Annotated in this window: 21 protein-coding genes; 6 read left to right on the top strand and 15 right to left on the bottom strand. The window is 67.8% G+C overall.

Features of this window, described 5'->3' with window-relative positions:
* Nucleotides 1–18: 18 nt before the first annotated feature.
* On the bottom strand, nt 19–591 hold the full coding sequence (locus tag DNK89_RS15540; protein ID WP_110960822.1) for a hypothetical protein: 573 nt from the start codon (nt 589–591) through the stop codon (nt 19–21).
* 257 nt (nt 592–848) lie between these two features.
* On the opposite strand from DNK89_RS15540, the gene DNK89_RS15535 reads away from it, so the two are divergent.
* Both DNK89_RS15535 and DNK89_RS15530 read left to right on the top strand, forming a co-directional pair.
* Nucleotides 849–1613: a response regulator gene (locus DNK89_RS15535; protein ID WP_110960821.1), complete on the top strand. Its 765-nt coding sequence runs from the start codon at nt 849–851 to the stop codon at nt 1611–1613.
* Nucleotides 1610–2995 (top strand): ATP-binding protein, encoded by a 1386-nt coding sequence (locus tag DNK89_RS15530; RefSeq protein ID WP_110960820.1) that lies wholly within the window; start codon nt 1610–1612, stop codon nt 2993–2995. Before DNK89_RS15535 ends, DNK89_RS15530 begins: the two co-directional genes overlap by 4 nt.
* Before the next feature lie 133 nt (nt 2996–3128).
* Here DNK89_RS15530 and DNK89_RS15525 read toward each other — a convergent pair whose 3' ends face one another.
* Nucleotides 3129–5087: a sigma-54-dependent Fis family transcriptional regulator gene (locus DNK89_RS15525; protein WP_110960819.1), complete on the bottom strand. Its 1959-nt coding sequence runs from the start codon at nt 5085–5087 to the stop codon at nt 3129–3131.
* 313 nt (nt 5088–5400) lie between these two features.
* Between DNK89_RS15525 and DNK89_RS15520 the strand changes: the two genes are divergently transcribed.
* Together DNK89_RS15520 and DNK89_RS15515 are read left to right on the top strand one after the other, a co-directional pair.
* Nucleotides 5401–6924, top strand: coding sequence for an aldehyde dehydrogenase family protein (locus DNK89_RS15520; protein ID WP_015016223.1), 1524 nt, complete (start codon nt 5401–5403; stop codon nt 6922–6924).
* Nucleotides 6925–7105: 181 nt separating this feature from the next.
* Complete coding sequence (locus DNK89_RS15515) at nt 7106–7483, top strand: DUF779 domain-containing protein (protein WP_110960818.1); 378 nt, start codon at nt 7106–7108, stop codon at nt 7481–7483.
* A 101-nt stretch (nt 7484–7584) separates the two neighbouring features.
* Here DNK89_RS15515 and DNK89_RS15510 read toward each other — a convergent pair whose 3' ends face one another.
* Nucleotides 7585–9555 carry a methyl-accepting chemotaxis protein gene (locus tag DNK89_RS15510; protein ID WP_110960817.1) on the bottom strand — a complete coding sequence of 657 codons (1971 nt, stop codon included), beginning with the start codon at nt 9553–9555 and terminating at the stop codon, nt 7585–7587.
* 320 nt (nt 9556–9875) lie between these two features.
* Between DNK89_RS15510 and DNK89_RS15505 the strand changes: the two genes are divergently transcribed.
* The gene (locus DNK89_RS15505; RefSeq protein ID WP_110960816.1) at nt 9876–10316 is read left to right on the top strand and encodes an acyl-CoA thioesterase; all 441 of its coding nucleotides are present in this window, start codon (nt 9876–9878) and stop codon (nt 10314–10316) included.
* Nucleotides 10313–11284 (top strand): EamA family transporter, encoded by a 972-nt coding sequence (locus DNK89_RS15500; protein WP_110960815.1) that lies wholly within the window; start codon nt 10313–10315, stop codon nt 11282–11284. The genes DNK89_RS15505 and DNK89_RS15500 overlap by 4 nt, the downstream gene beginning before the upstream one ends.
* 48 nt (nt 11285–11332) lie before the next feature.
* On the opposite strand, the gene DNK89_RS15495 is transcribed toward DNK89_RS15500, so the two are convergent.
* The 12 genes from DNK89_RS15495 to def all read right to left on the bottom strand — a co-directional run bounded on the left by DNK89_RS15495 (nt 11333) and on the right by def (nt 21427).
* Nucleotides 11333–12325: a succinylglutamate desuccinylase/aspartoacylase family protein gene (locus DNK89_RS15495; protein WP_110960814.1), complete on the bottom strand. Its 993-nt coding sequence runs from the start codon at nt 12323–12325 to the stop codon at nt 11333–11335.
* Nucleotides 12322–13296, bottom strand: a complete 975-nt coding sequence (locus tag DNK89_RS15490) for a tripartite tricarboxylate transporter substrate binding protein (RefSeq protein WP_110960813.1) — start codon at nt 13294–13296, stop codon at nt 12322–12324. The genes DNK89_RS15495 and DNK89_RS15490 overlap by 4 nt, the downstream gene beginning before the upstream one ends.
* 166 nt (nt 13297–13462) lie before the next feature.
* On the bottom strand, nt 13463–14359 hold the full coding sequence (locus tag DNK89_RS15485; protein ID WP_110960812.1) for a LysR family transcriptional regulator: 897 nt from the start codon (nt 14357–14359) through the stop codon (nt 13463–13465).
* A 111-nt stretch (nt 14360–14470) separates the two neighbouring features.
* On the bottom strand, nt 14471–15295 hold the full coding sequence (pyrF, locus tag DNK89_RS15480; RefSeq protein WP_110960811.1) for an orotidine-5'-phosphate decarboxylase: 825 nt from the start codon (nt 15293–15295) through the stop codon (nt 14471–14473).
* A 186-nt stretch (nt 15296–15481) separates the two neighbouring features.
* Complete coding sequence (locus DNK89_RS15475) at nt 15482–16039, bottom strand: FlgO family outer membrane protein (RefSeq protein ID WP_110960810.1); 558 nt, start codon at nt 16037–16039, stop codon at nt 15482–15484.
* Nucleotides 16036–16722: a hypothetical protein gene (locus DNK89_RS15470; RefSeq protein ID WP_056067885.1), complete on the bottom strand. Its 687-nt coding sequence runs from the start codon at nt 16720–16722 to the stop codon at nt 16036–16038. Before DNK89_RS15470 ends, DNK89_RS15475 begins: the two co-directional genes overlap by 4 nt.
* A gap of 216 nt (nt 16723–16938) precedes the next feature.
* Nucleotides 16939–18138 (bottom strand): phosphoglycerate kinase, encoded by a 1200-nt coding sequence (locus tag DNK89_RS15465; protein WP_110960809.1) that lies wholly within the window; start codon nt 18136–18138, stop codon nt 16939–16941.
* An 83-nt stretch (nt 18139–18221) separates the two neighbouring features.
* Nucleotides 18222–18557, bottom strand: coding sequence for an AzlD domain-containing protein (locus tag DNK89_RS15460; RefSeq protein ID WP_015016233.1), 336 nt, complete (start codon nt 18555–18557; stop codon nt 18222–18224).
* Entirely contained in the window at nt 18554–19327 is a 774-nt protein-coding gene (locus tag DNK89_RS15455; protein ID WP_369817443.1) for an AzlC family ABC transporter permease, read from the bottom strand. Before DNK89_RS15455 ends, DNK89_RS15460 begins: the two co-directional genes overlap by 4 nt.
* Nucleotides 19328–19374: 47 nt before the next feature.
* Nucleotides 19375–20349, bottom strand: a complete 975-nt coding sequence (fmt, locus tag DNK89_RS15450; RefSeq protein ID WP_110960808.1) for a methionyl-tRNA formyltransferase — start codon at nt 20347–20349, stop codon at nt 19375–19377.
* Nucleotides 20350–20411: 62 nt separating this feature from the next.
* Entirely contained in the window at nt 20412–20918 is a 507-nt protein-coding gene (locus DNK89_RS15445) for a hypothetical protein (protein ID WP_110960807.1), read from the bottom strand.
* Complete coding sequence (def, locus tag DNK89_RS15440) at nt 20918–21427, bottom strand: peptide deformylase (protein ID WP_056067873.1); 510 nt, start codon at nt 21425–21427, stop codon at nt 20918–20920. Before def ends, DNK89_RS15445 begins: the two co-directional genes overlap by 1 nt.
* Between the last annotated feature and the right edge of the window lie 155 nt (nt 21428–21582).

The following is a 21582-nucleotide window of genomic DNA, read 5'->3' as shown; positions in this document are numbered from 1 at the left end:
TGAATGGAAGGTGATGGATCAGGGCCGCGCTGGGCAGGCCATGGGGGCGCCGCTGGCGTCAAAGCAGCTGGCGCTGCGGGTGCGGCCGGTGTCCGCGTTGTACGAGCTGCTGGTCTGCACGCTGTTGCCGGTGGTGGCGCTGGTGGCCGTGGTGGTGCGGCCCTGCGTCACGCTGCCGTCGGCGCTGCGCGTGGCGGCGCCCGTGCTCTGCAGCGTGCCCCGGTCGCCCTGGGCGGCCATGGCGCTGCTGTGGCTGGCTGAGCCATCGGCATTCCTTGCGCTCTGGCCCTGGCGCACAGCGGTGGCGCCGTTGGGGCCCACCACGGCGGCGCCGCTGCGCACGCTGCCGTGGCCCTGGCCGTCGGTGGTCACGCTGCGGCCGCGCAGCACGCCCCCACCGACCGGCGCGGCGCGGACCACGCCGGTGCGGGCAGTGGTACTGCCATCGGCGTTGTGCTCCACCGTGTGGCGGCTGCGTGCGCTGGCATCGCTGGCTGCCAGAAGCAACAGTACCGCCACGGCCAAGGCGGCCAGCAGCATGGCGCGGCAGGTGGCAACGGGGGCGGGCGGTGTCGGGACGGAAGGGAACATGGCGGTGGGCTCCTTGCAACAGAACAGGGGGTGCGGAGCAGCAGGGTGCTGCGCTGGGCTGAACTATGGCCGCGAGGTATGAGCCAGTTGTGGCGCCCGCTGCGCGATGTATGACAAAGCATGACAAACCACCGGCACGTGTCATGCGTTGTCATGCACCGGATCACCTTCCCGCGCTGGCACCCGGTGTTTTCGGCCCTACCATTGGCACGCAGCCTTGGCTGCACCCACCCGCTGCCACACCCACACACCGCCCCATGACGGAAGCCCTGGCCAAGATCCTGGTCGCCGATGACGAACCCGACCTGCGTGCGCTGCTGCAGCGCTACCTGAGCGACCAGGGCTACAGCGTGCGCACGGTCGATGGTGCAGGCCCGCTCGATGTGCTGTTGCAGCGCGAGCGCTTTGACGTGCTGGTGCTCGACGTGATGATGCCGGGCGAGGATGGCCTGGCCATCTGCCGCCGCCTGCGCGCGCAGGGCGAGACCATCCCCATCCTGATGCTCACGGCCAGGGGCGACCCCGTGGACCGCATCGTGGGCCTGGAGATGGGCGCCGACGACTACCTGCCCAAGCCCTTCAACCCGCGCGAGCTGCTGGCCCGCATCCAGGCCATGGTGCGCCGCCAGCGCCTGCTGGGGGCGCACACCGGGCCGCGCCAGACGGGCGGGCGTATCGATTTTGGCGCGTTCACGCTGTGGCTGGATGAGCGCCGGCTGGAACGCCACGGGGGCGCCGACGGCGACGGCGCCCAGGACGTGCCCCTGACCACGGGCGAATTCGCGCTGCTGCAGGCGCTGGCACAGCAACCGCACCGGCCCCTGGGCCGCGACCGGCTCATCGCACTGGCCTATGGCCCCGACCACACCGCCACCGACCGCAGCATTGACGTGCAGGTGATGCGCCTGCGCAAGCTCATCGAGGCCGACCCCGCACAGCCGCGCCACATCCGCACCGTGTGGGGCGTGGGCTATCTATTTGTGCCCGATGGCGCAGCGCCGGGCGGCGGGGGCAAGCCATGACGCCCTCCGCCACACCCCAGGCCACCCGAGGCTGGTGGCCGCGCAGCCTGCTGGGCCGCAACCTGCTGCTGATGGCGGTGCTGATCGTGCTGGGCCAGCTGGTGGCGGCCATGCTGGTGCGGCAGATGATCTTTCAGCCCCGCGTGGCGCAGGTGGCCGATGGCGTGGCGCGCAACGTGGGGGCGCTGCGCGCGGGGCTGCAGGCGCTGCCCCCGGCAGAGCGGGCCGCATTCGTCGAGGCCTTCAACCAGCAGGCGGTGCGGTCGCTCCCACCCGTAGCGGCGGAGAGCACCGTTCGGCGTGCGCTGCTGTCGCCCATGGAGCGGCAGTTTGTGCAGGCGGTGTCGCGCCGCCTGGGGGCTGAGGATGCGGCAACATCAGCATCACAGCCCTCACAACCCGTATGGCGCCGCGACAGCACCGGCGTGCTGGCCCTGCGTGTGGTGCACCAGGGGCCGGAGGGGGCGGAGACCTATTGGCTGAACCTGCCCAGCGTGTTCCCCACGCGCGAATTCACCGGCGCCTGGCTGGCCGCCACGCTGGCCAGCATGCTGCTGGCGCTGCTGGGGGCCTGGTGGCTGCAGCGGCACATCAACCGCCCGCTGGCGCAGGTGGTGGCGGCGGCCCGGCAACTGGCGCAAGGCCAGCCGCCCGCGCCGCTGCCCGAGGACGGGCCCGAAGAAATCGCCACCGTGGGCCGCAGCTTCAACCACATGGCGCACAGCCTCGCCGCAGCCGAGCAGGAGCGCGCGCTGATGCTGGCCGGTGTGTCGCACGACCTGCGCACTCCGCTGACCAAGCTGCGCCTGGGCGTGGAGATTGCCGGTGCGCAGGTGGATGCACCCCTGGCCGCGAGCATGGCGCGCAGCATCGACGAGATGGACGGCATCGTGGGCCAGTTTCTGCAGTTTGCGCGCAGCGGTGAGGCAGAGGTGCCCACCCCGGCGTCGCTCAACGACCTGGCCCAGGCCGTGGCCGAGGCGCAGGCCGACCATGGACGCACCGTGCGGCTCGCGCTGGGCGCGCTGCCCGACGTGCCGGTCCGCCCCCAGGCCCTGCGCCGCGCGCTGGACAACCTGGTGGAAAACGCCTGGCGCCACGGCACACCGCCGGTGCTGCTGCGCACGGGGGCCGATGCTGACGGGGTGTGGCTGGAAGTGCAGGACCAGGGCCCGGGCATCGCCCCGGCAGAGCTGGACCGCATCCGCCAGCCCTTTGCGCGCGGCGATGGCGCGGCACGTTCGGGCGCACCGGGCGCGGGGCTGGGCCTGGCCATCGTGGAACGCGTGGTGCGCAGCCACGGCGGGCGGCTGGAGCTGTTCAGCACGCCGGGCGCGGGGCTGCGCGCGCGGCTGGTGTTGCCACGGGGCGAGCGCGGCTGATGCCACCGGGCGCGCCCTGCGCACGCCTGGGGCGTGCTGCGCACTGAAAATTCAGCCGAAAGTGCCGCAAGCGCTAGTGCGATATGCTGCAACAGCTATCAAATCAATAGCAATCTACCGAACCCGGATGCCCTCAAGCCACCGGCATCTTCAGCTTGCGGTACAGCGTCTGGCGGCTGATGCCCAACTGGCGCGCGGCCTGCGACACGTTGCCGCGCGCAGCCTGCAGCGCCTGGTCTATGGCGGCCTGGGACAGCTGCTGCAGGCTCAGGCTGGCAGGCAGGCCGTCCACACCAGCGCCCGCTACGGCATCGCTGCGCGGGCTGGCGGGCACCGCCGTCAGCGCCTGCACCAGGTCGTCGGGCATGTGCTCCCAGCCCAGGGTGTCTTCGCCCTCGGCCAGCATGGCGCAGGCGGTGCGCAGCACATTGGCCAGCTGGCGCAGGTTGCCGGGCCAGGGGTAGGCGGCCAGACGGGCCAGCAGGTCGGGCGCCACCTGCACCTCAAAACCCAGGCCCTGCTCGGTGGCCAGGTCGGCCAGCAGGCGCTGCAGCAGCGCCACAAAGTCGCTGCGCTCGCGCAGTGCGGGCAGCTGCACCGTGAGGCCGTTGATGCGGTAGTACAGGTCTTGCCGAAAGCGCCCTTGCTCCGCCGCCTGCATGAGCTGGTTGTGCGTGGCGCAGACCAGTGCAAAGTCCACCGGCACGGCCTTGCTGGCGCCCACGGGCGTCACGCTGCGCTCTTGCAGCACACGCAGCAGACGGGTCTGCAGGGCCAGCGGCATGTCGCCAATTTCGTCGAGGAACAGCGTGCCGCCATGGGCCTCGCGCAGGCGGCCCAGGTGGCCCTCCTTGCGCGCGCCGGTGAAGGCCCCGGCCACATGGCCGAAGAGTTCGGATTCGATCAGGTGCTCAGGGATGGCCGCGCAATTGATGGCCACAAACGGCGCATCGCGGCGCGGGCCGCTGGCGTGCAGCGCGCGCGCAAACACCTCCTTGCCCACGCCCGATTCGCCCTGCACCAGCATCGCAATCGGTTTGCCCACCACGCGGCGGGCCTTGTCGGCGGCGGCGCGCCAGCGCGCGTCGCCGGTGTCCAGCTGGGCCAGGGCGTCTTGCTGGGACACTGCGGCAGCCGCAGCGGCGGGCCGTGTGGGGGTGGCGACCCAGGCGGCGTCCATCTGCACCTGGGCAAACAGCAAGGCGCCTTGCAGTGTGCGCAAAGCCTGCGGCTGCTGGGGGCGGCGCTTGTGGTGCGAGAGCAGGTCATCGAGCCGCACGTCCAGCACCCGCTCCAGCGAGGTGGCGCCCACGTCCCCCGCATGCAGGCCCAGCTGCGCCAGCGCCACGCGGTTGGCTCCCACGATCCAGCCGTCGGCCGACACGGCCACGATGCCCTCGGCCACGCTGCCAATGCCCTCGGGCGCGCTGTGCAGGTGCAGCCGGATGTTGCGTTTGCAGGTGGCCGCCAGCAGGCGGTTTTCGATCATGCGGGCGGCCGTGCTCACCAGGCCCAGCGTGTGGGCGTGGCCGTGGCGGTAGTCGCCCGAGATGTCGAGGATGCCCAGCAACTCGCCCGTGGCCGACAGGATGGGCGAAGCCGCGCAGGTGAGAAAATTGTTGCGCTCCAGAAAATGCTCGCCGCCGTGCACCTCCACCGCGCAGGCCTCGGCCAGCGCCGTGCCGATGGCATTGGTGCCCCGGTGGGCCTCGTGCCACGAGGCGCCGCTGGTCAACGCCACGCGCTCGGCCTTGTCCACAAAGTGCGGGTCGCCCAGCGTGTGCATCAGCATGCCGCGCCGGTCGGCCAGCACCACCACGCTCTGGCTGTGGCGCACTTGCTCGAACAGGTATTCCATCACCGGCCGCGAATGCGCGAGCAGCTCGGGGTTGCTGGCCAGCACCTGGCGCAGCGTGCCGCTGCTGGGGTGGTCGATGGCGGGGGGCCGCCCGGTGGGCAGCAGGCCGGCCGCCATGCTGCGCGACCAGGAGCGCGCCAGGCGCTCGTCCACCAGGCCGCTGGGGCACTGGCCAGAGTCCAGCAGATGCTGGCGAGCCTGTCGCAGGGCGACGGGGGAGGTGTTGGGGCGCACGCTTTGTCTCCGTGCGGGCTCAGGGCGGCCCGCTTGTGGTGTGTGGGCCAGTATGGCGGGCTCGACGGCGCGGGGCAAGGGTGTGGGCGCAAGCGGTGTGCCAACTGTTCCATTTCGTGACAGGTGTCGCGGCCCGGCACACCGCGATGCGGGCGGCTGCAACAGGTGTCCGCCCTGGGCGGCCGAAAAAATCCAATGAAATCAACACTTCGCGCACCGTGGCCTGCTGGCATGTGTTTTGAGTAAGGGGTTGGCATCGGACGGGCACCATCGAGTCCGCCCGATGCACACAACCATCGCAGGAGACAACACCATGACCGTTTACGCAGCCCCCGGCGCCGCTGGCGCCAAGATCACCTACAAGCCCCGTTACGACAACTTCATCGGCGGCAAATTCGTGCCGCCCGTCAAGGGCCAGTACTTTGATGTCATCACGCCCGTGAGCGGCAAGGTCTACACCCAGGCCGCGCGTTCCACGGCCGAAGACATCGAACTGGCCCTGGACGCCGCGCACGCCGCCGCCGACAGCTGGGGCAAGACCGATGCCGCCACGCGCGCCAACATCCTGCTCAAGATCGCCAACCGCATCGAAGAAAACCTGGAGCGCCTGGCCTATGCCGAAACCGTGGACAACGGCAAGGCCATTCGCGAGACGCTGAACGCCGACATCCCGCTCACCGTGGACCACTTCCGCTACTTTGCGGGCTGCGTGCGTGCGCAAGAAGGTGCCTTGAGCAACATCGACGAGAACACGGTGGCGTACCACATCCAGGAACCGCTGGGCGTGGTGGGACAGATCATTCCGTGGAACTTCCCCATCCTGATGGCGGCGTGGAAGCTGGCACCCGCGCTGGGCGCGGGCAACTGCGTGGTGCTCAAGCCTGCAGAGTCCACGCCGATTTCTATCCTGATCCTGGTCGAGCTGATTGCCGATCTGCTGCCGCCCGGCGTGCTCAACATCGTCAACGGCTACGGCCGCGAGGCGGGCATGCCACTGGCACAGAGCAAGCGCATCGCCAAGATCGCGTTCACCGGTTCCACCAGCACCGGCCGCGTGATTGCGCAGGCCGCTGCCAACAACCTGATCCCCGCCACGCTGGAGCTGGGCGGCAAGAGCCCCAACATCTTCTTTGCCGACGTGATGGACAAGGACGATGCATTCTTGGACAAGGCGATTGAAGGCCTGGTGCTGTTTGCGTTCAACCAGGGCGAGGTCTGCACCTGCCCGAGCCGCGCGCTGATCCAGGAAAGCATCTACGACAAGTTCATGGAGCGTGTCTTGAAGCGCGTGGCCGCCATCAAACACCAGAACCCGCTGGACACCGACAGCATGATGGGCGCGCAGGCCTCCAAAGAGCAGCTCACCAAGATCCTGAGCTACCTGGACCTGGGCAAGCAGGAAGGCGCCGAAGTGCTGGCCGGCGGCGGCCAGGCCCACCTGGGTGGCGACCTGGAAGGCGGCTACTACGTGCAGCCCACGCTGTTCAAGGGCCACAACAAGATGCGCATCTTCCAGGAAGAAATCTTCGGCCCCGTGCTGGCCGTGACCACCTTCAAGGACGAGGCCGAAGCGCTGGCGATTGCCAACGACACGCTGTACGGCCTGGGCGCCGGTGTGTGGAGCCGCAACGGCAATGTGGCCTACCGCATGGGCCGCGCCATCAAGGCCGGGCGTGTGTGGACCAACTGCTACCACGCGTACCCTGCGCACGCAGCGTTTGGCGGCTACAAGGAGTCGGGCATTGGGCGTGAGACGCACAAGATGATGCTGGACCACTATCAACAGACCAAGAATTTGCTCGTCAGCTACAGCGAAAACAAGCTCGGTTTCTTCTGATCTGGGGTGGCGGTCCAAAAACCGCCCCTGGCGTCGTTGCTCCGTCTGGCCGTGGCGCTGCCACTGTCTGCGACGGAGGCGCCTAGCCAGAGACGGTTTGTGAACCGCTGGAAACGTTTCTACTGACGCGGCTCGTTGTTCCAACTGGCCGCGTTTTTTGCATTGCACGCTGGAGACAACCATGGTCGAAAAAGTCATCGCCACCCCTGCCGCGCTGGAGTTGGTGGCCTTTCTGCAAGCAAAGCATGGCCCTGCGCTCATGTTTCACCAGAGTGGCGGCTGCTGCGACAACAGCGCGGCCAACTGCTACCTGCCGGGTGAGATCACGATGGGCGCGGGCGATGTGTATCTGGGTGACATCGGTGGCTGCCCGTTCTACATCGGGCGCGCTCAGTACGAGACCTGGAAGCACACGCAGCTCATCATCGATGTGATCGAGGGCACGGGCGGCACCTTCTCGCTGGAGGGACCGGAGGGCAAGGCCTTTCACACGCGCTCGCGGGTGTTCACCGACGCGGAGCTGGCAGAACTGGGCATTGCGCGCGGGCCTGCGGTGTGAACCCCGGGGGCTGTACGGCCCTCCATGACGCCCCTTCATGCCCGCTCCAGCGGAATTCGGGTCATTCAGACCGGTAGCGCTAGTGCAATATGCCGCTGCAGCTATTGAATTCGTAGCACGCCTGCGGCCGTGCGCCCGCCGCCATCGTCGCCCAGGCGGAACACCGACACCACGTGCACCAGGTCTTCGGCCTGGTTCTTGAGGCTGCTGGCGGCGGCGGCCATCTCTTCGACCAGTGCAGCGTTCTGCTGGGTCACCTGGTCCATCTGCGTCACGGCCTCGCCCACCTGGGCCACGCCCAGGGACTGTTCGTGGCTGGCGGCGCTGATCTCGCCCACGATGTCGGTCACGCGGCGGATGGCGCCCACCACCTCGCTCATCGTGGCGCCGGCGCGGTCCACCAGGGCGCTGCCCTGGGCCACGCGCTCCACACTGGCGCTGATGAGCGCCTTGATCTCGCGCGCGGCCTCGGCACTGCGCCCGGCCAGGCTGCGCACCTCGCTGGCCACCACCGCAAAGCCCCGGCCTTGCTCGCCCGCGCGGGCGGCTTCCACGGCCGCGTTGAGCGCGAGGATGTTGGTCTGGAACGCGATGGAGTCGATCACGCCGATGATGTCGGAGATCTTCTGCGACGAGGCGTTGATGCCGTGCATGGTGTCCACCACCTGCGCCACCACTTCACCGCCCTGCACAGCCACCGTGCTGGCATTGGCGGCCAGCTGGCTGGCCTGCTGGGCGCTGTCGGCGTTCTGGCGCACGGTGGCGTTGAGCTGCTCCATCGACGCGGCGGTTTCCTCCAGCGCGCTGGCCTGGCTTTCGGTACGGGCCGACAGGTCCGTGTTGCCCTGGGCAATCTGCACGCTGGCCGTGGCCACACTCTCCGAGCCACTGCGCACATTGCGCACCACCTGCGTGAGCTGTGCGCGCATCTGCTGCAAGGCCTCCAGCAACTGGCCCACCTCGTTGGTGCCATGGGCAATGGGAGCGCCGCTCAGGTCGCCCTGCGCCACGGCGCGTGACAGCGCCACGGCCTGCGACAGCGGCCCGGTCATGGAGCGCACAAACACCAGCGCCATCGCACTGGTGGCCGACAGCGTGAGCACCAGGGCCAGCGCCACCCACAGCAGGTTGCGCTGCAGCCCTGCCACGCGCGCCTGCAGCGCCTGGTCCAGGCTCGCCATCGACAGGTTGTTGAGCGCGTTCAGCGCCTCGATGGTGCGGGTGAACGCGTCGAAGTAATCCTTGGACGGCAGCTGCAGCTCCGTGGCGTTGAGGATGTCGCGCTCCACCATCTGCAGCGACTGCTGGATCTGCCCTTGCACGGCCTGCACGCTGCTGCCCAGCGCGCGCTGCAGCTCGGCATTGCCCTGCAGGGCGCGGTCCAGCCCCCGGAAAGTGTCGCCCTGCAACTCGGCCACGCGCTGCTGCAGCACCAGCAGCTGGCCCTTGCCCTGGGGCGTCAACTCGCGCTTGCCCAAGGCGCTGGCGCCCTGGGCGCGCAGCATGCCCAGCTTTTCGCCCAGCATGGGGGCCTGCGCCAGCGAGGCCTGCACCAGCGCGTGGGTGTCGGCCTCGGGGTCGATCTGCAGGCCATAGGCATGCACCAGCGACTCATTGAGCTGCAGCAGCGTTGCGATGAGCTGGGTGTGCTGCGCGGTGCTTTGCGCCTGTTCGATGCTGCGCGCGGCCACGGCCTGCTCCAGGGTGCGCCAGGTCTGCTGCGCCTGGGTCCAGGCCGCCATCTGCGCTGCGGGCACCTTGGCGGCGGCAAAGCGGGCGCTCACGTCGTCCAGCGCGGTGTTGACCGCATCGCGTGCGGCGGGGCGGCGCGCGGCCAGCGACTCGTCGCCCCCCAGCATGCCCACCGACAGACCCCGGTGCACCTGCATGCGCTGCACCAGCAGCGTGAGCGCCTGGGCGGGGGCCACGCCCTGCGCCTCCAGGCGCGCGTGGTCGATGGCGTGGAGGGAGTCGCGCACCACCAGATACGTGGGCAGGGCGCTCATCATGAGCCCGATGGTCCCCAGGATGAGGAATTTTTCGAGCAGGTTCAACCGGTGAAGCAATGACATGGCAATGGACGCAGGCCACACGGCGTGCGCTTTAGAGTAGGCCCCAGGGGCGGGTGTCGGCACCGCCGACTGGAGGGCGGCCCCTGTGAACCTGAGGACGATCGCATGGGGAAATCGTCCACCGGCACCGAGGGCCAAACGGAATGGTTCTCAATGTAGGGACGCGTTTGCAGTAGGGTTTTGACTCAGGTCAAGTGACGCAGAGCTTCGCCCACGCGGCCGCATCGCGAGCGCTGGGCTGCGTTCGGAGGCGGGTGGAGGCTGCGGCCACCGGGGCGCTGGAGAATAATGAACGCCTCCCCATCCTTTGGAGCCCCGGCATGCACTCAACCACCCTGCGCTTCCTGGCGTCCCAGACCACGCTGCCCCAGGCAGGCCGCATCCCCGGCGGCACGGTGCTGCGCTGGGTGGACGAAGCCGGGTTTGCCTGCGCGAGCGCCTGGGCCAAGGGCGCCTGCATCACCGAGTTTGTGGGCGGCGCCCACTTTGTGCGCGCCATCCGCCCGGGGGACCTGGTGGAGGTGCACGCGCGCCTGGCCTACACCACCGACACCAGCATGTGCCTGGCCGTGGAAGTGCGCAGCGGCGCCGTGCACGGCGCACCGCTGGAGGACGTGGTGCACTGCGTGGCCGTGTACACCGCCGTGGATGCCAGCGACCAGCCGCGCACGGTGGACAAATGGAGCCCCGAGACCCCCGGTGACATTGCGCTGGCCCAGCGCGTGAAGGCGCACATCGACGCAGCGCGCGCGGCGCAATGAGCGGCGCTGCACAGGCCGCAGCCGCCACCAGCCCGCTGCGTGCGCGCGACCTGCTCGCGGCGCTGGTGGTGGTGATCCTCTGGGGCGTGAACTTTGTGGCGATGAAGTGGGGGCTGCGCAGCTTCAGCCCCTTCCAGCTGGGCGCCGCGCGCTACCTGTGTGCAGCGCTGCCGCTGGTGCTGCTGGTGCGCCCGCCGCGCATGCACTGGCGCTGGGTGCTGCTGTTCGGGCTGTTCCAGGGCGTGGGGCAGTTCGGCTTTTTGTTCATGGGGCTCAAGGTGGGCATGACGGCCGGGCTGGCCAGCGTGCTGCTGCAAACCCAGGTGTTCTTCACGGCGCTGCTGGGCTTTGCGCTGTTGCGCGAGCGGCCGGGGCTGCCGCTGCGCGTGGGCATGGGGCTGGCTGCGCTGGGGCTGGTGTGTTTTGCGATGAACTATGTGGGCCCGGGCTCCGGCATGGGGGTGGCGGCGGCCACCACGCTGGCGGGCCTGCTGCTCACGCTGTGTGGCGCGGCGATGTGGGCGTCGTCCAACATCGTGGCGCGGCTGGCACAGCAGCACAGCCCGGGGTTTGATCCGTTGGCCTTTGTGATCTGGAGCAGCCTGGTGCCGGTGCTGCCCTTCGTGGCACTGTCCGCCCTGTTCGACCCCGACGCCGCACGCTGGCTGCAGTGGCAGACGCTGGCCAACGTGCCGCTGCTGTCGTGGGCGGCGGTGGCCTACCTGGGCTGGGCCGCCACCATCGTGGGCTACGCGCTGTGGACCAACCTGCTGCAGCGCTACCCCGCCAACCGCGTGGCGCCCTTCAGTCTGGCGGTGCCGGTGGTGGGCCTCACCGCTGGCTGGCTGCTGCTGGACGAGGGCGTGGCGCCCTGGCAGTGGGCAGGCATTGCGCTGGTGGTGGCCGCGCTGGCCTGTGTGGTGCTGGGGCCCAGACTACAAGCCAAAATGGCCGGTAGCGCTGGTTGAATATGCCACAACAGCTATCAATTGAATAGCATTCAGCCGCAGCACCGGCTACAGCAACCTGCGCCGCGCAAAGCGCACCACGGTCACCCCGGCACGTGCCTGGCGCACCGAGGGCATCACCAGCACACAGTCGTCGTACGGAGTGACCACCGGCACTCCGTCGTTGTCGCCAATCACCGTGCCCGCCTTCTCGAACACTTCCAGGCCCGTGTACGGCGCCATAAACCGGAAGGCGCTGCTGGTGGCGACTACGGGGCCGGTCACCTCCAGCGCCCACTGGCGCGGTGCATCGGGCAGACGCCAGCCGGGCAGCTGCTGCGCCAGTGCGTCGGCGCTCAGGGCGCCAGACTGTTCGATGAAGCGCACGCACTGGTCCTGCGCCACAGCGCGACTGGCCGGGTCGCCATGGAAGCCACATTCGATGAGCAGCGAACGGGTGCCGTTGTCGTCCAGGTCGCCAAACCGGCCGTAGTCGCGCATGCGCACGCCGTCCTTGTGGCCGGCGTCCACCACGATGTGCTCGGGCGAGCGCATGGCGCGCGCCAGCGCCAGGTTGCGCGGCTGGATGCCGGTGAGCAGCAGCGGCGCCGAGGGCTCGTGCATGGAATGGATGTCGAGCAGCCAGTCGGCCTGCGACACCCACGGGCGCAGCGCGGCGGCGCGGCGGCGCTCGTTGGTGTCTGCCGCGTCGATGCGCGCGTCAATCCACTGGCGGTTGAGGTCTTCGTCGGTGAAGCGCGAGGCGTCGTGGTTGCCAGGGTCGAAGCGGTCGAAGGCGTCGAGGTTGCAGAACGCCAGCGTGAGCGTGCCCTGCTGCGGGCGCACACCGGCGTCGAGCAAGCCTTTGAGCGCCCAGGCGCCGCACAGCTCGTTGCCGTGCACCAGGGCGCTGACCATCACGCGGCGGCCGGGTCGGCCCGAGTCGAAATGCCACACGCCTTCGGTGCCGGTGTTACCGGCACGCCAGACGCTGATGTCGGGGGCAGGCAGCGCAAACACCAGGGGTTGCACGGGCGCGGGAGAGAGGGGGCTGTTGCTCATTCTTCGATCTTGGCGAATTCAACAATCTTCTTGTACTTGGCCACTTCCGTGACCAGGAACTGGTCGATGTTCACGGTGGGCGAGGCCACGGTGGACCCGCTGGCTTCCATCTTCTTGCGGAAGTCTGGCGATTGCAGGCTGTCGGCCAGCGCCTTCTTGAGCTTGTCGGTCACGGGCTTGGGCAGGTTGGCAGGGCCCATGAGCGCAAACCACACGCTGATGTCCACGTTCTTGTACTGCGGCGACTCGGCCAGCGCGGGGATTTCGGGTGTGGTGGCCGAGCGCTTGGCCTCGGTGGTGCCCAGCGCAATCACCTTGCCGCTCTTGATGTGCGGCAGGCCGCTGGAGAGCACAAACACGCCGTACTCCAGGTTGTTGCCCATGAGGTCGCTGGTGAGCGGCGCCACGCCCCGGTAGGGGATGTGCGTCATGAACAGCTTGCCCTGCTCCTTCACGGCCTCGCCCGCCAGGTGCAGCGCCGTGCCCACGCCCGAGCTGCCGTAGCTGAACTTGCCGGGGTTCTTGGACACCTTCTGCGTGAACTCCGCCATGTTCTTGACGCCCGCGCTGGTGGAGGCCACCAGCACCAGCGGCTGGGAGGCAATGAGGCCGATGGCGGTGAAGTCCTTGATGTCGTACTTGACCTTTTTGGTCACGAGCTTGTTGATGGCGATCTCGTTGTTGGCACCCACCAGCAGGGTGTAGCCGTCGGGCGCCGCGTTGGCGACCTTCTGCGCACCGATCGCGCCACCGGCACCGCCCAGGTTCTCGATCACGACTGGCACGCCAAGCTTGTTACCCAGCTCGGTAGCCACTGTGCGTGCGGTCAGGTCGGTACTGCCGCCGGGCGGGTAGCCGACCACGATGGTGATGGGCTTGCTGGGGTAGGCGTCTTGCGCGATGGCAGGGGCAGCAAGAACGGCCAGGCCGCACAGCAGTGCAACACGGCGCAGGGGATGGACGGTGGTCATGGCGGAACTCCTTGGCAAAGAGGGACTATGTGGGGCGGGTTGGGTATGGACTGGATTGTGAAAAGTCCGCCGCTGGACATTGGTGCCAAAACGGCACCATGTCGTGCCGATTCACAACATCCGACACGGGGAAACCCGCAGGCCACTTCCGGTCAGCACCGGCACATCAGCGCAGCGCCAGCGCCTTCCACAGTGCCTCAGCCAGCGGCCCCAGGCGGCGCTTGGGGCGGTACAGGCGTACGTCAAACCGCACCTCCATGCGGGCGTCTCCCGCGAGTGCCAGCCGCTGGGCCTTGCAGTCGGCAAACACCATGGACCAGGGCAGCCACGCAACGCCCAGGCCTTTTTGCACGTATTCGTAGTGGGCGTCGGCCGAGTCGCACTCCACCACGCGCTGCAGCCGGGGCGCATGGGGGTTGTGCGCCAGGTGGTCTTCCACCAGCCGCCCCAGGGCCAGCTGGGGGGCGTAGGCCAGGTAGGGCACCCGCGTGGCATCCGGCCCGAACCGGTGCAACGCCTGCCCCTGCGCCGTGGCGCGCGACACAGGCACCAGCCGGTCGGAGGCCACCGTGAGGTGCGTGAACTGGCGCGCATCGAGCCGGATGGCGAGAGTGGGGTGGTGGTACACGAGCGAGAAGTCGGCCTCGTTGCGCTCCAGCATGCCCACGGTGTCGGCCAGGGCCCGGGTGCGGATGCACAGCTCTCCGCCCTGCAAAATCGGCTGCAGGCGCACCAGCCAGTCGGCCACTACGGTGCGCGCCAAGGTGCGGCCCGTGGCCAGGGTCACGGTGCGGGCCTGGCGCCCGGCCAGGCTTTGCAGCTCCTCGTGCGACTGCGTGAGGTTGCGCACCATTTGCCCGGCGGTGTCCAGAAAACTTTGGCCAGCGGGCGTGAGGGTGACAGGGCCTCCGCCCCGCTCCACCAGCGGAGTGCCCGCCCAGGCCTCCAGCGCGCGGATGCGGCGGCCAAACGCGGGGTGGGTGACATGCCGCAGCTCGGCGGCACGGGTGAAGCTGCGCTCCTGCGCCAGCACGATGAAGTCTTCCAGCCATTTCAACTGCATCGTCGGCTCCTGGAGGGGCGGCTGTCAGGCGGGTGGCAATCGGTGGTGCCGAGGTCGCGCCAGCACTGTACTGTCAGGGGGCTGCGCGCGAGGGCTGGAGTGGTGGGGAACTCAGCCCCGGGCGGCTTCCAGAACGCCCCGGGTGCGTGTGGCTTCGGCACGCGCCGCCGCAGCAAAGTCCTCGCCTTTGGACGCGTAAAGAATGGCCCGCGACGAGTTCACGATGATCGGCCCGTCACTGCGCAGCCCGGCGCGCACGGTGGCGGCGGCATCACCGCCCTGGGCGCCCACACCGGGGATCAGCAGGGGCAGCGTGGGCGCGATGGCGCGCACGCGCTCGATCTCCTGCGGATAGGTGGCGCCCACCACCAGGCCGAGCTGGCCGTTCTTGTTCCAGGGGCCTTGCGCCAGGCGCGCCACATGTTCGTACAGAAGCGGCTGGCCCTCGACGCTGACAAGGCGCTGGGTCTGCAGATCGTCACCACCAGGGTTGGACGTGCGGCAGAGCAAAAACGCGCCCTTGCCGTGGTACGCCAGATAGGGCTCGATGGAGTCAAACCCCATGAAGGGCGACAGCGTGACGGCATCAGCGCCGTAGCGCTCGAAGGCCTCCTTGGCGTACTGCTCGGCGGTGGAACCGATGTCGCCGCGCTTGGCGTCCAGGATCACCGGCACCTGCGGCGCGTTGGCGCGCATGTGCTGCATCAGGCGTTCGAGCTGGTCCTCGGCACCGTGCGCGGCAAAGTAGGCAATCTGCGGCTTGAAGGCACACACCAGGTCGGCGGTGGCGTCCACGATGGCGGCGCAAAAGTCATAGATCTTGCGCGGGTCGGCCTGCATGCCCGCAGGGAAGCGGGTGGGTTCGGGGTCCAGGCCCACGCACAGCAGGGAGTTGTTCTGCGCCGTGGCGTCGCGCAGCATGTCGGTGAAGTTCATGGGGCGTGATTTTAGGTGGGTGGGCGCGGAAGGCCTCTACCCATGGCCGCGATCATCTGGCGGAGGCAGCATGAGACGCAGGCTGTGGCCGACCTGACCTGTTGCAGCGGGCAATAAAAAAGGCCGTCGAGACGGCCTTTCGGGTTGGCTTGGAGACTTCTGCAAGCCTCTGGCGACAACGAGCGATTAGCGGGGCACAGCCAGCAGGCGTTGCACGTCGCGGTCGTTGGGCAACGCGTAGTCGTGGCCGCGCACGATGCGGCTGTCTTCCGTGCGCACCAGCTTCAGGCTCACGTAGGTGTAGTTGGCGGCTGCCGAGTAGGTGCCCACCAGCACCAGTGAGGCGTTGTGGTTGCGGGCAATGTCCTTGATCTCGCGCGACAGCAGCAACTCGCCTTGGCCTTCGCGCACGAACACGTCACCGCGCAGCTTGATTTCCTTCACGTTGAAGCCGCTGGCCGCCATGCTGGTGGCGTACTGCTCGGACAACGTGCGGCCCAGCGGGGCAGCGCGGCTGAGGTCGTTGACATTGACCACGGTGGCCACCAGTACAGGGCCTGCGCCCAGCGCGTTCATGTCAAAGCCGGTGGTCAGCTTGGCCACCGCATCGCGGCTCGTCTGGATGAACTGGCTGCTGGCGGCTTCCTGGTAGGTAGGCTCGACGCGCACAGGCGCGGCGTTGTTGGCGCAACCGGCCAGTACGGCACCGGCCAGCACCGTCAGAAGAAGTGCAGGGGTTTTCATTGCGAGACAACCTTCATGTTGACGTTCTTGTACGAGGGGCGCGTGAACAGTGGGGTGTCAGCGTTTTCCAGGTAGTACACGTCGGTCTTGCGGGCCAGGTACTGGCCGCCGCGCGTGACGGTGGTGGTCAGGATCAGCTCGGTGTTGGTCGGGCCACCGGAGTTGATGCTGTTGGCGTAATCAGCGGCGATCGACAGACCGAGGCCTGCGGCCAGCTGGGCGTCGATGTGCTCATGGCGCAGGCCGTAGGCGGCAAACAGGCCTGCAGCCAGCATGGTGAACTGGCCAGGGATGAAGTGCGGACGGTCGCTGTTGTGGCGCACGACCTGGATACCGTAGGAGACTTCCAGGGCCTGGCCCAGGTTCTGCTGCACCACGGCACCGTTCTGGACCAGCTTGGTGATCAGGAACTCGCGGAAGGCGGTTTCAAACTGCGTAGCGTTGGCAGGCAGGGAAACGTGCAGAGGGGTGTTGGGGGCCACGCCGGCTTTGTCCAGGGTGCTCAGCGTCTGGTTGACCACATCGCGCGACACCAGATCCCAGTGGCCAGCGGAGCGAACCTTGGGCTGCGAGGTGTACTCGAAATTTTCCGCGACGGGAATAGGCGCCCTCTGTGCGCACCCCACCAAAGTTGCCACAGCGCCAGCCAGCACGGCCAAGCTGATTGCCTTTGAAAACGACATGATTCCCTCCTACGGACTGAATTTGCGAGGATCCGATCTGATGCGACTCGCACGATTGAAAAATAATTCTGGGCGGTATCCTCAACAAAAACAAGAAAAAATTACGCTAACTACGCTCCGGCGTACACAGTTCGTTGTTTTTGGTCACAGTTGTGTGCCGATGCAAGGCGTGTAAGCAGGCAGAGCCACCTTTGCAGTGGCCCGCCTTGCATTTGCTTACACGGAAGCGGCTGCGCGCTGCTCCAGGATGTCGAAAGCGGGCAGCTTTTTGCCTTCCAGCACTTCCAGGAAAGCGCCGCCACCGGTGGAGATGTAACCCACCTGTTTGTCGATGCCGTACTTGGCAATGGCGGCCAGCGTGTCGCCGCCACCCGCGATGCTGAAGGCAGAAGATTCGGCAATGGCCTTGGCGAGTTGCTTGGTTCCGTTTTCAAAGGCTGCAAACTCGAACACGCCCACGGGGCCATTCCAGACGATGGTGCCTGCAGACTTGAGCTGGGCGGCCAGACGGGCCGCCGTCTCGGGGCCGATGTCCAGGATCATGTCATCAGCCGCCACATCGGAGGCCGCCTTCACGGTGGCGGGCGCATCGGCGGCAAAGGTCTTGGCCACGACCACGTCGGTAGGAATCGGCACTTCGGCGCCCCGCGCCTTCATGGCAGCCATCACGGCCTTGGCGGCGTCCAGCAGGTCGGGCTCAGCCAGGCTCTTGCCGATGGGCAGACCCGCCGCCAGCATGAAGGTGTTGGCAATGCCGCCCCCCACGATGAGCTGGTCCACCTTGTCGGCCAGGCTTTGCAGGATGGTGAGCTTGGTGGACACCTTGGAACCCGCCACGATGGCGGCCAGGGGGCGCTGGGGCTGGGCCAGGGCCTTGGTCAGGGCGTCAATCTCGGCCGACAGCAGCGGGCCGGCGCAGGCGATGGGCGCAAACTGGGCGATGCCATAGGTCGTGCCTTCGGCGCGGTGGGCGGTGCCAAACGCGTCGTTCACGAAGATGTCGCACAGCGCGGCCATCTTGCGGGCCAGCTCTTCCTTGTTCTTCTTCTCGCCCACGTTCAGGCGGCAGTTTTCCAGCAGCACGATCTGGCCGGGGGCCACTTGTACGTCGTCCACCCAGTTGGCAACCAGCGGCACATCACGGCCCAGCAGCTCGGCCATGCGCTTTGCCACGGGAGCCAACGAATCTTCAGGCTTGAACTCGCCTTCGGTCGGGCGGCCCAGGTGGCTGGTCACCATGACGGCGGCACCGGCGTCCAGGGCCATGCGGATGGCGGGGATGGAGGCGCGGATGCGGGTGTCTTCGGTGATGTTGCCGGCATCGTCTTGCGGCACGTTCAGGTCGGCGCGGATGAAAACGCGCTGGTTGCGGGCCTTGCCCTGGGCGCACAGATCGGAGAAGCGAAGGATGTTCATGGAGGGAGGTTTCCTGGAGGGGCCGGTGGGTCAGGGGCGCCATTTTAGGCGGCCCTGCTGACGCGGCCCGGCGCCGCCAGCACCTACCAGCCCCAGCCGATGTGCAGTGGCAGGTATACCGCCATGCCCACCAAAATGGTGCCCAGAATGCCCCGGCGCCAGAAGTAATACGCGCTGGCGAACAGCACGGCTGGCAGGCGGGCGTCCATAAAGGTGTCGATCAACTCACCCTGCACCATGAGGATCTCGGGCGCGATGACGGCGGTGAGCGCGGCCAGCGGGGCATATTTGAGGCCCCGCTTGAGCCAGTCGGGCAGGGGCAGCTCACGCTCCGGGATCATGAAGAAAGAGCGCGACACCACCGTGATCACTGCCAGGCCCACAGTGGCCAGCACGGGATAGATCCAGGACCAGCTCATGGGTGGCGCTCCTCACGCAGCGGCACCACGTCGCCCGCCTCGACATGCTCGCGCTCTTCCGGCGGCATGACGCTGTCGGCAGGCACCAGCAGCAGCTCAGGCTGGCGACGGCGGCGGTCCACCGCCTCCATCAGCAGTCCCGCGGCCACGGCGGCCGCCAGCGCCACCAGGATATTGAGCTTGAGCGGCAAGGCAAACGCGGCAATCGCGGCAGTGGCCGCAACGCCCGTGGCGAGCCAGGTGGCCCGGTCGAACAGCAGGGACAGCAGCACGCCCAGCAACGCCAGCACCCCCGCAAAACCCAGCCCCCAGGACAGGGGCACGGCGTTGGCCAGCAGGATGCCGGCGATGGACGGCACCTGCCATGCCAGCCAGTTGGTGGAGGCAGCGCCCCAGAAGTACGGCACCTGCTCTGGCGCCGGCCGGGGTTCCGGAAAGCGCTTCATGAACGCCACATAGATCACGTCCCCGCTGAAATATCCCACGGCCAGGCGCTGGCGCAGCGGCAGGTGCGCAAAGTAGCTGCGCCACATGCTGCTGAAGATCACAAACCGCAGGTTGACGCAGGCGGCCGTGAGCCACACCACCCACAGCGGCGCGCCCACGGAGAGCAGCGGAATCACGGCAAGCTGAGCACTGCCGGCATACACCAGCAGCGACATGAACACCGCCATGCCGACCGACATGCCACTCTTGACCATGGCCACCCCGGTGACCAACCCCCAGGCGGCGATGCCCAGCGACGTGCCCGCCATGTCGATGGCAGCCATGCGGAAGGAGGGGTGGCGCAGTGTCCGGCCCAGGGCAGCAGACACGCTCATGCAGGGTTGGCGCCCAGCACCATGCCCGGCTGCAGGTCAAAGCCGCGCAAGAAATCAGCGGCCGCCAGCCGCTTGCCACCCGCCCGCTGCAACGTGGTCAGGCGCAAAGCGGTGCCGCTACCGCATGCGACAGTCACTCCGGCGCCATCTGCAGCCAAAATCTGCCCGGGGCGCTGGTCGGATATGCCTTGAATGCTATCAATTGCATAGCTCCAGATTTTGATCGTTTCGCCCTTGCATTCGGTACTGGCGCCGGGGAAGGGATCGAACGCGCGAATGCGCTGGCCAATGACTGCGGCGGGCAGTGTCCAGTCGATGGTGCTCTCGGCCTTTTCGATCTTGTGGGCGTAGGTGATGCCATCTGCCGGTTGCGGCACGGCAGTGAGGCCCCCACAGGCGGCCAGCTCCAGGGCCTCGACGATCATGCGTCCGCCCAGCGTGGCCAGGCGGTCGTGCAAGGTGGCCGTGGTGTCGCTCGGGGCGATGGGCAGGCGCTCGGTGAGCAGCATGTCGCCCGTGTCCAGCCCGGCGTCCATCTGCATGATGGTGACGCCCGTTTCCGCATCACCTGCCTCGATGGCACGGTGGATGGGAGCGGCGCCGCGCCAGCGCGGCAGCAGGCTCGCGTGGATGTTCAGGCAGCCCAGACGGGGCAGATCCAGGGTCCACTGCGGCAGGATCAGTCCGTAGGCGGCCACGACCATCACATCGGCCTGCGCGGCCAGCAGGGCTTCGCGCGCAGCGGCGGCATCGTCGGGGTACTTGCCATCCAGGCGCAGGCTGCGGGGCTGGGCGACGGCAATGCCATGCTCCAGCGCGCATTGCTTGACGGGCGATGCCTGCAGCTTCATGCCACGGCCTGCAGGGCGGTCCGGTTGCGTCAGCACCAAGGGAACGGTGAAGCCTGCGGACAGCAGCCGCTCCAGGGCCACGCGGGCGAATTCGGGGGTTCCGGCAAAAATGACTCTCATGGAAACGGATGTTGGCTCAGGTGGGCGCGGGACGCGGTGGCCCGGCGGGGCCGCCCATCCCATCAATCGCGCGCGTTGTCAAAATTGGGCAGCTCGTCGGTGAACAGCACCTGGCGCACCACCCCTTGGCGGTCCAGGTGCACATGGGCCTGACGCAGGTCCGAGTTCTGCCGGAAGCGGTAGGTCCAGATATCACCATCAAAGCGCGCCACCTGCTCGACCCGCAAGGGCATTCCGAAGGTGTTTTGCAGGTCGGCGCGGGTCCAGGTGCCAATAGGCAGGTTCTCGAACCGCTGCTGCGTGAGCACCTGCTCGTTGCGCACCAGCCGACCGCTGGCGTCAAAGTCGAGGTTGTAGGCAGCAAACCCGGCGGGCAGTTCCGAATACAGCAAGCGCTCGCCAGAGGGCAGCGCAATCGCGGCCGTGGGCGGGCCCAAGCGGGCGACCACTTCGGCCCGCAATGCGCCCGGCTGTTCACGGGCCGGCAATGCGCAGGCCACCAACTGACCAACCAGCGCAGCCAGCGCCAGCACTCTGACGCCCCGGCGGACGCAGAGCGCTGCGCGCATCACCCGCGAGCCTCCCGCTGTTGCTTGACCATCTTGGTCTTGATGCGGTTGCGCTTGAGGGGGGATAGGTATTCCACAAACACCTTGCCCATGAGGTGGTCCATCTCGTGCTGGATACAGACCGCCAGCAGTCCGTCGGCCTCGATCACACGGGACTGGCCCTGGGCGTCCAGAGCCCGCACATGCACGGCATCAAACCGCTCCACCCCGTCATAAATGCCAGGCACCGACAGGCAGCCTTCTTCGTTCAGGTGCTTTTCGGCGCTGGTCCAGACCAGCTCGGGGTTGATCAGCACCAGGGGCTGGTCGCGCTCCTCCGACACGTCGATGACCACCAGCCGCTCATGCACATCCACCTGGGTGGCCGCCAGGCCAATGCCGTGCGCGTCGTACATCGTGGCCAGCATGTCGGCCACCAGCGTGCGGATGCGGTCGTCCACCGCCTGGACGGGGCGGGCGACCTTGTGAAGCCGGGGGTCCGGGTAACAGAGAATGGGAAGGATTGCCATGGCTGCAGGTAAGAGATGTCGCTATTTTCGCCACTTTTGCGGCCTACTGCCGCCCTGCGAGCCAATAATCGTTGCCGAATCAAGGGCTTGAGCAGAGAATCTAAGAAGCTTTGTAACGTATTTGCCCGGCCGCACGCCTGCTTTGTGCGCCGAGG

Source organism: Acidovorax sp. ST3, from assembly GCF_003231145.1.
GTDB lineage: Bacteria > Pseudomonadota > Gammaproteobacteria > Burkholderiales > Burkholderiaceae_C > Acidovorax.
Note: the sequence above shows the minus strand (reverse complement) of the source record. Positions and strands in the feature narration are given on the sequence as shown.

Coding starts and splice junctions, on each gene's coding strand:
- DNK89_RS15515 (WP_110960818.1), top strand. CDS start 7,106: ATGGTCGAAAAAGTCATCGCCACCCCTGCCGCGCTGGAGTTGGTGGCC.
- DNK89_RS15495 (WP_110960814.1), bottom strand. CDS start 12,325: ATGAGCAACAGCCCCCTCTCTCCCGCGCCCGTGCAACCCCTGGTGTTT.
- DNK89_RS15500 (WP_110960815.1), top strand. CDS start 10,313: ATGAGCGGCGCTGCACAGGCCGCAGCCGCCACCAGCCCGCTGCGTGCG.
- DNK89_RS15530 (WP_110960820.1), top strand. CDS start 1,610: ATGACGCCCTCCGCCACACCCCAGGCCACCCGAGGCTGGTGGCCGCGC.
- DNK89_RS15475 (WP_110960810.1), bottom strand. CDS start 16,039: ATGAAAACCCCTGCACTTCTTCTGACGGTGCTGGCCGGTGCCGTACTG.
- DNK89_RS15520 (WP_015016223.1), top strand. CDS start 5,401: ATGACCGTTTACGCAGCCCCCGGCGCCGCTGGCGCCAAGATCACCTAC.
- DNK89_RS15540 (WP_110960822.1), bottom strand. CDS start 591: ATGTTCCCTTCCGTCCCGACACCGCCCGCCCCCGTTGCCACCTGCCGC.
- def (WP_056067873.1), bottom strand. CDS start 21,427: ATGGCAATCCTTCCCATTCTCTGTTACCCGGACCCCCGGCTTCACAAG.
- DNK89_RS15465 (WP_110960809.1), bottom strand. CDS start 18,138: ATGAACATCCTTCGCTTCTCCGATCTGTGCGCCCAGGGCAAGGCCCGC.
- DNK89_RS15510 (WP_110960817.1), bottom strand. CDS start 9,555: ATGTCATTGCTTCACCGGTTGAACCTGCTCGAAAAATTCCTCATCCTG.
- pyrF (WP_110960811.1), bottom strand. CDS start 15,295: ATGAACTTCACCGACATGCTGCGCGACGCCACGGCGCAGAACAACTCC.
- DNK89_RS15535 (WP_110960821.1), top strand. CDS start 849: ATGACGGAAGCCCTGGCCAAGATCCTGGTCGCCGATGACGAACCCGAC.
- DNK89_RS15485 (WP_110960812.1), bottom strand. CDS start 14,359: ATGCAGTTGAAATGGCTGGAAGACTTCATCGTGCTGGCGCAGGAGCGC.
- DNK89_RS15505 (WP_110960816.1), top strand. CDS start 9,876: ATGCACTCAACCACCCTGCGCTTCCTGGCGTCCCAGACCACGCTGCCC.
- DNK89_RS15460 (WP_015016233.1), bottom strand. CDS start 18,557: ATGAGCTGGTCCTGGATCTATCCCGTGCTGGCCACTGTGGGCCTGGCA.
- DNK89_RS15490 (WP_110960813.1), bottom strand. CDS start 13,296: ATGACCACCGTCCATCCCCTGCGCCGTGTTGCACTGCTGTGCGGCCTG.
- DNK89_RS15455 (WP_369817443.1), bottom strand. CDS start 19,327: ATGGCTGCCATCGACATGGCGGGCACGTCGCTGGGCATCGCCGCCTGG.
- DNK89_RS15445 (WP_110960807.1), bottom strand. CDS start 20,918: ATGCGCGCAGCGCTCTGCGTCCGCCGGGGCGTCAGAGTGCTGGCGCTG.
- DNK89_RS15470 (WP_056067885.1), bottom strand. CDS start 16,722: ATGTCGTTTTCAAAGGCAATCAGCTTGGCCGTGCTGGCTGGCGCTGTG.
- fmt (WP_110960808.1), bottom strand. CDS start 20,349: ATGAGAGTCATTTTTGCCGGAACCCCCGAATTCGCCCGCGTGGCCCTG.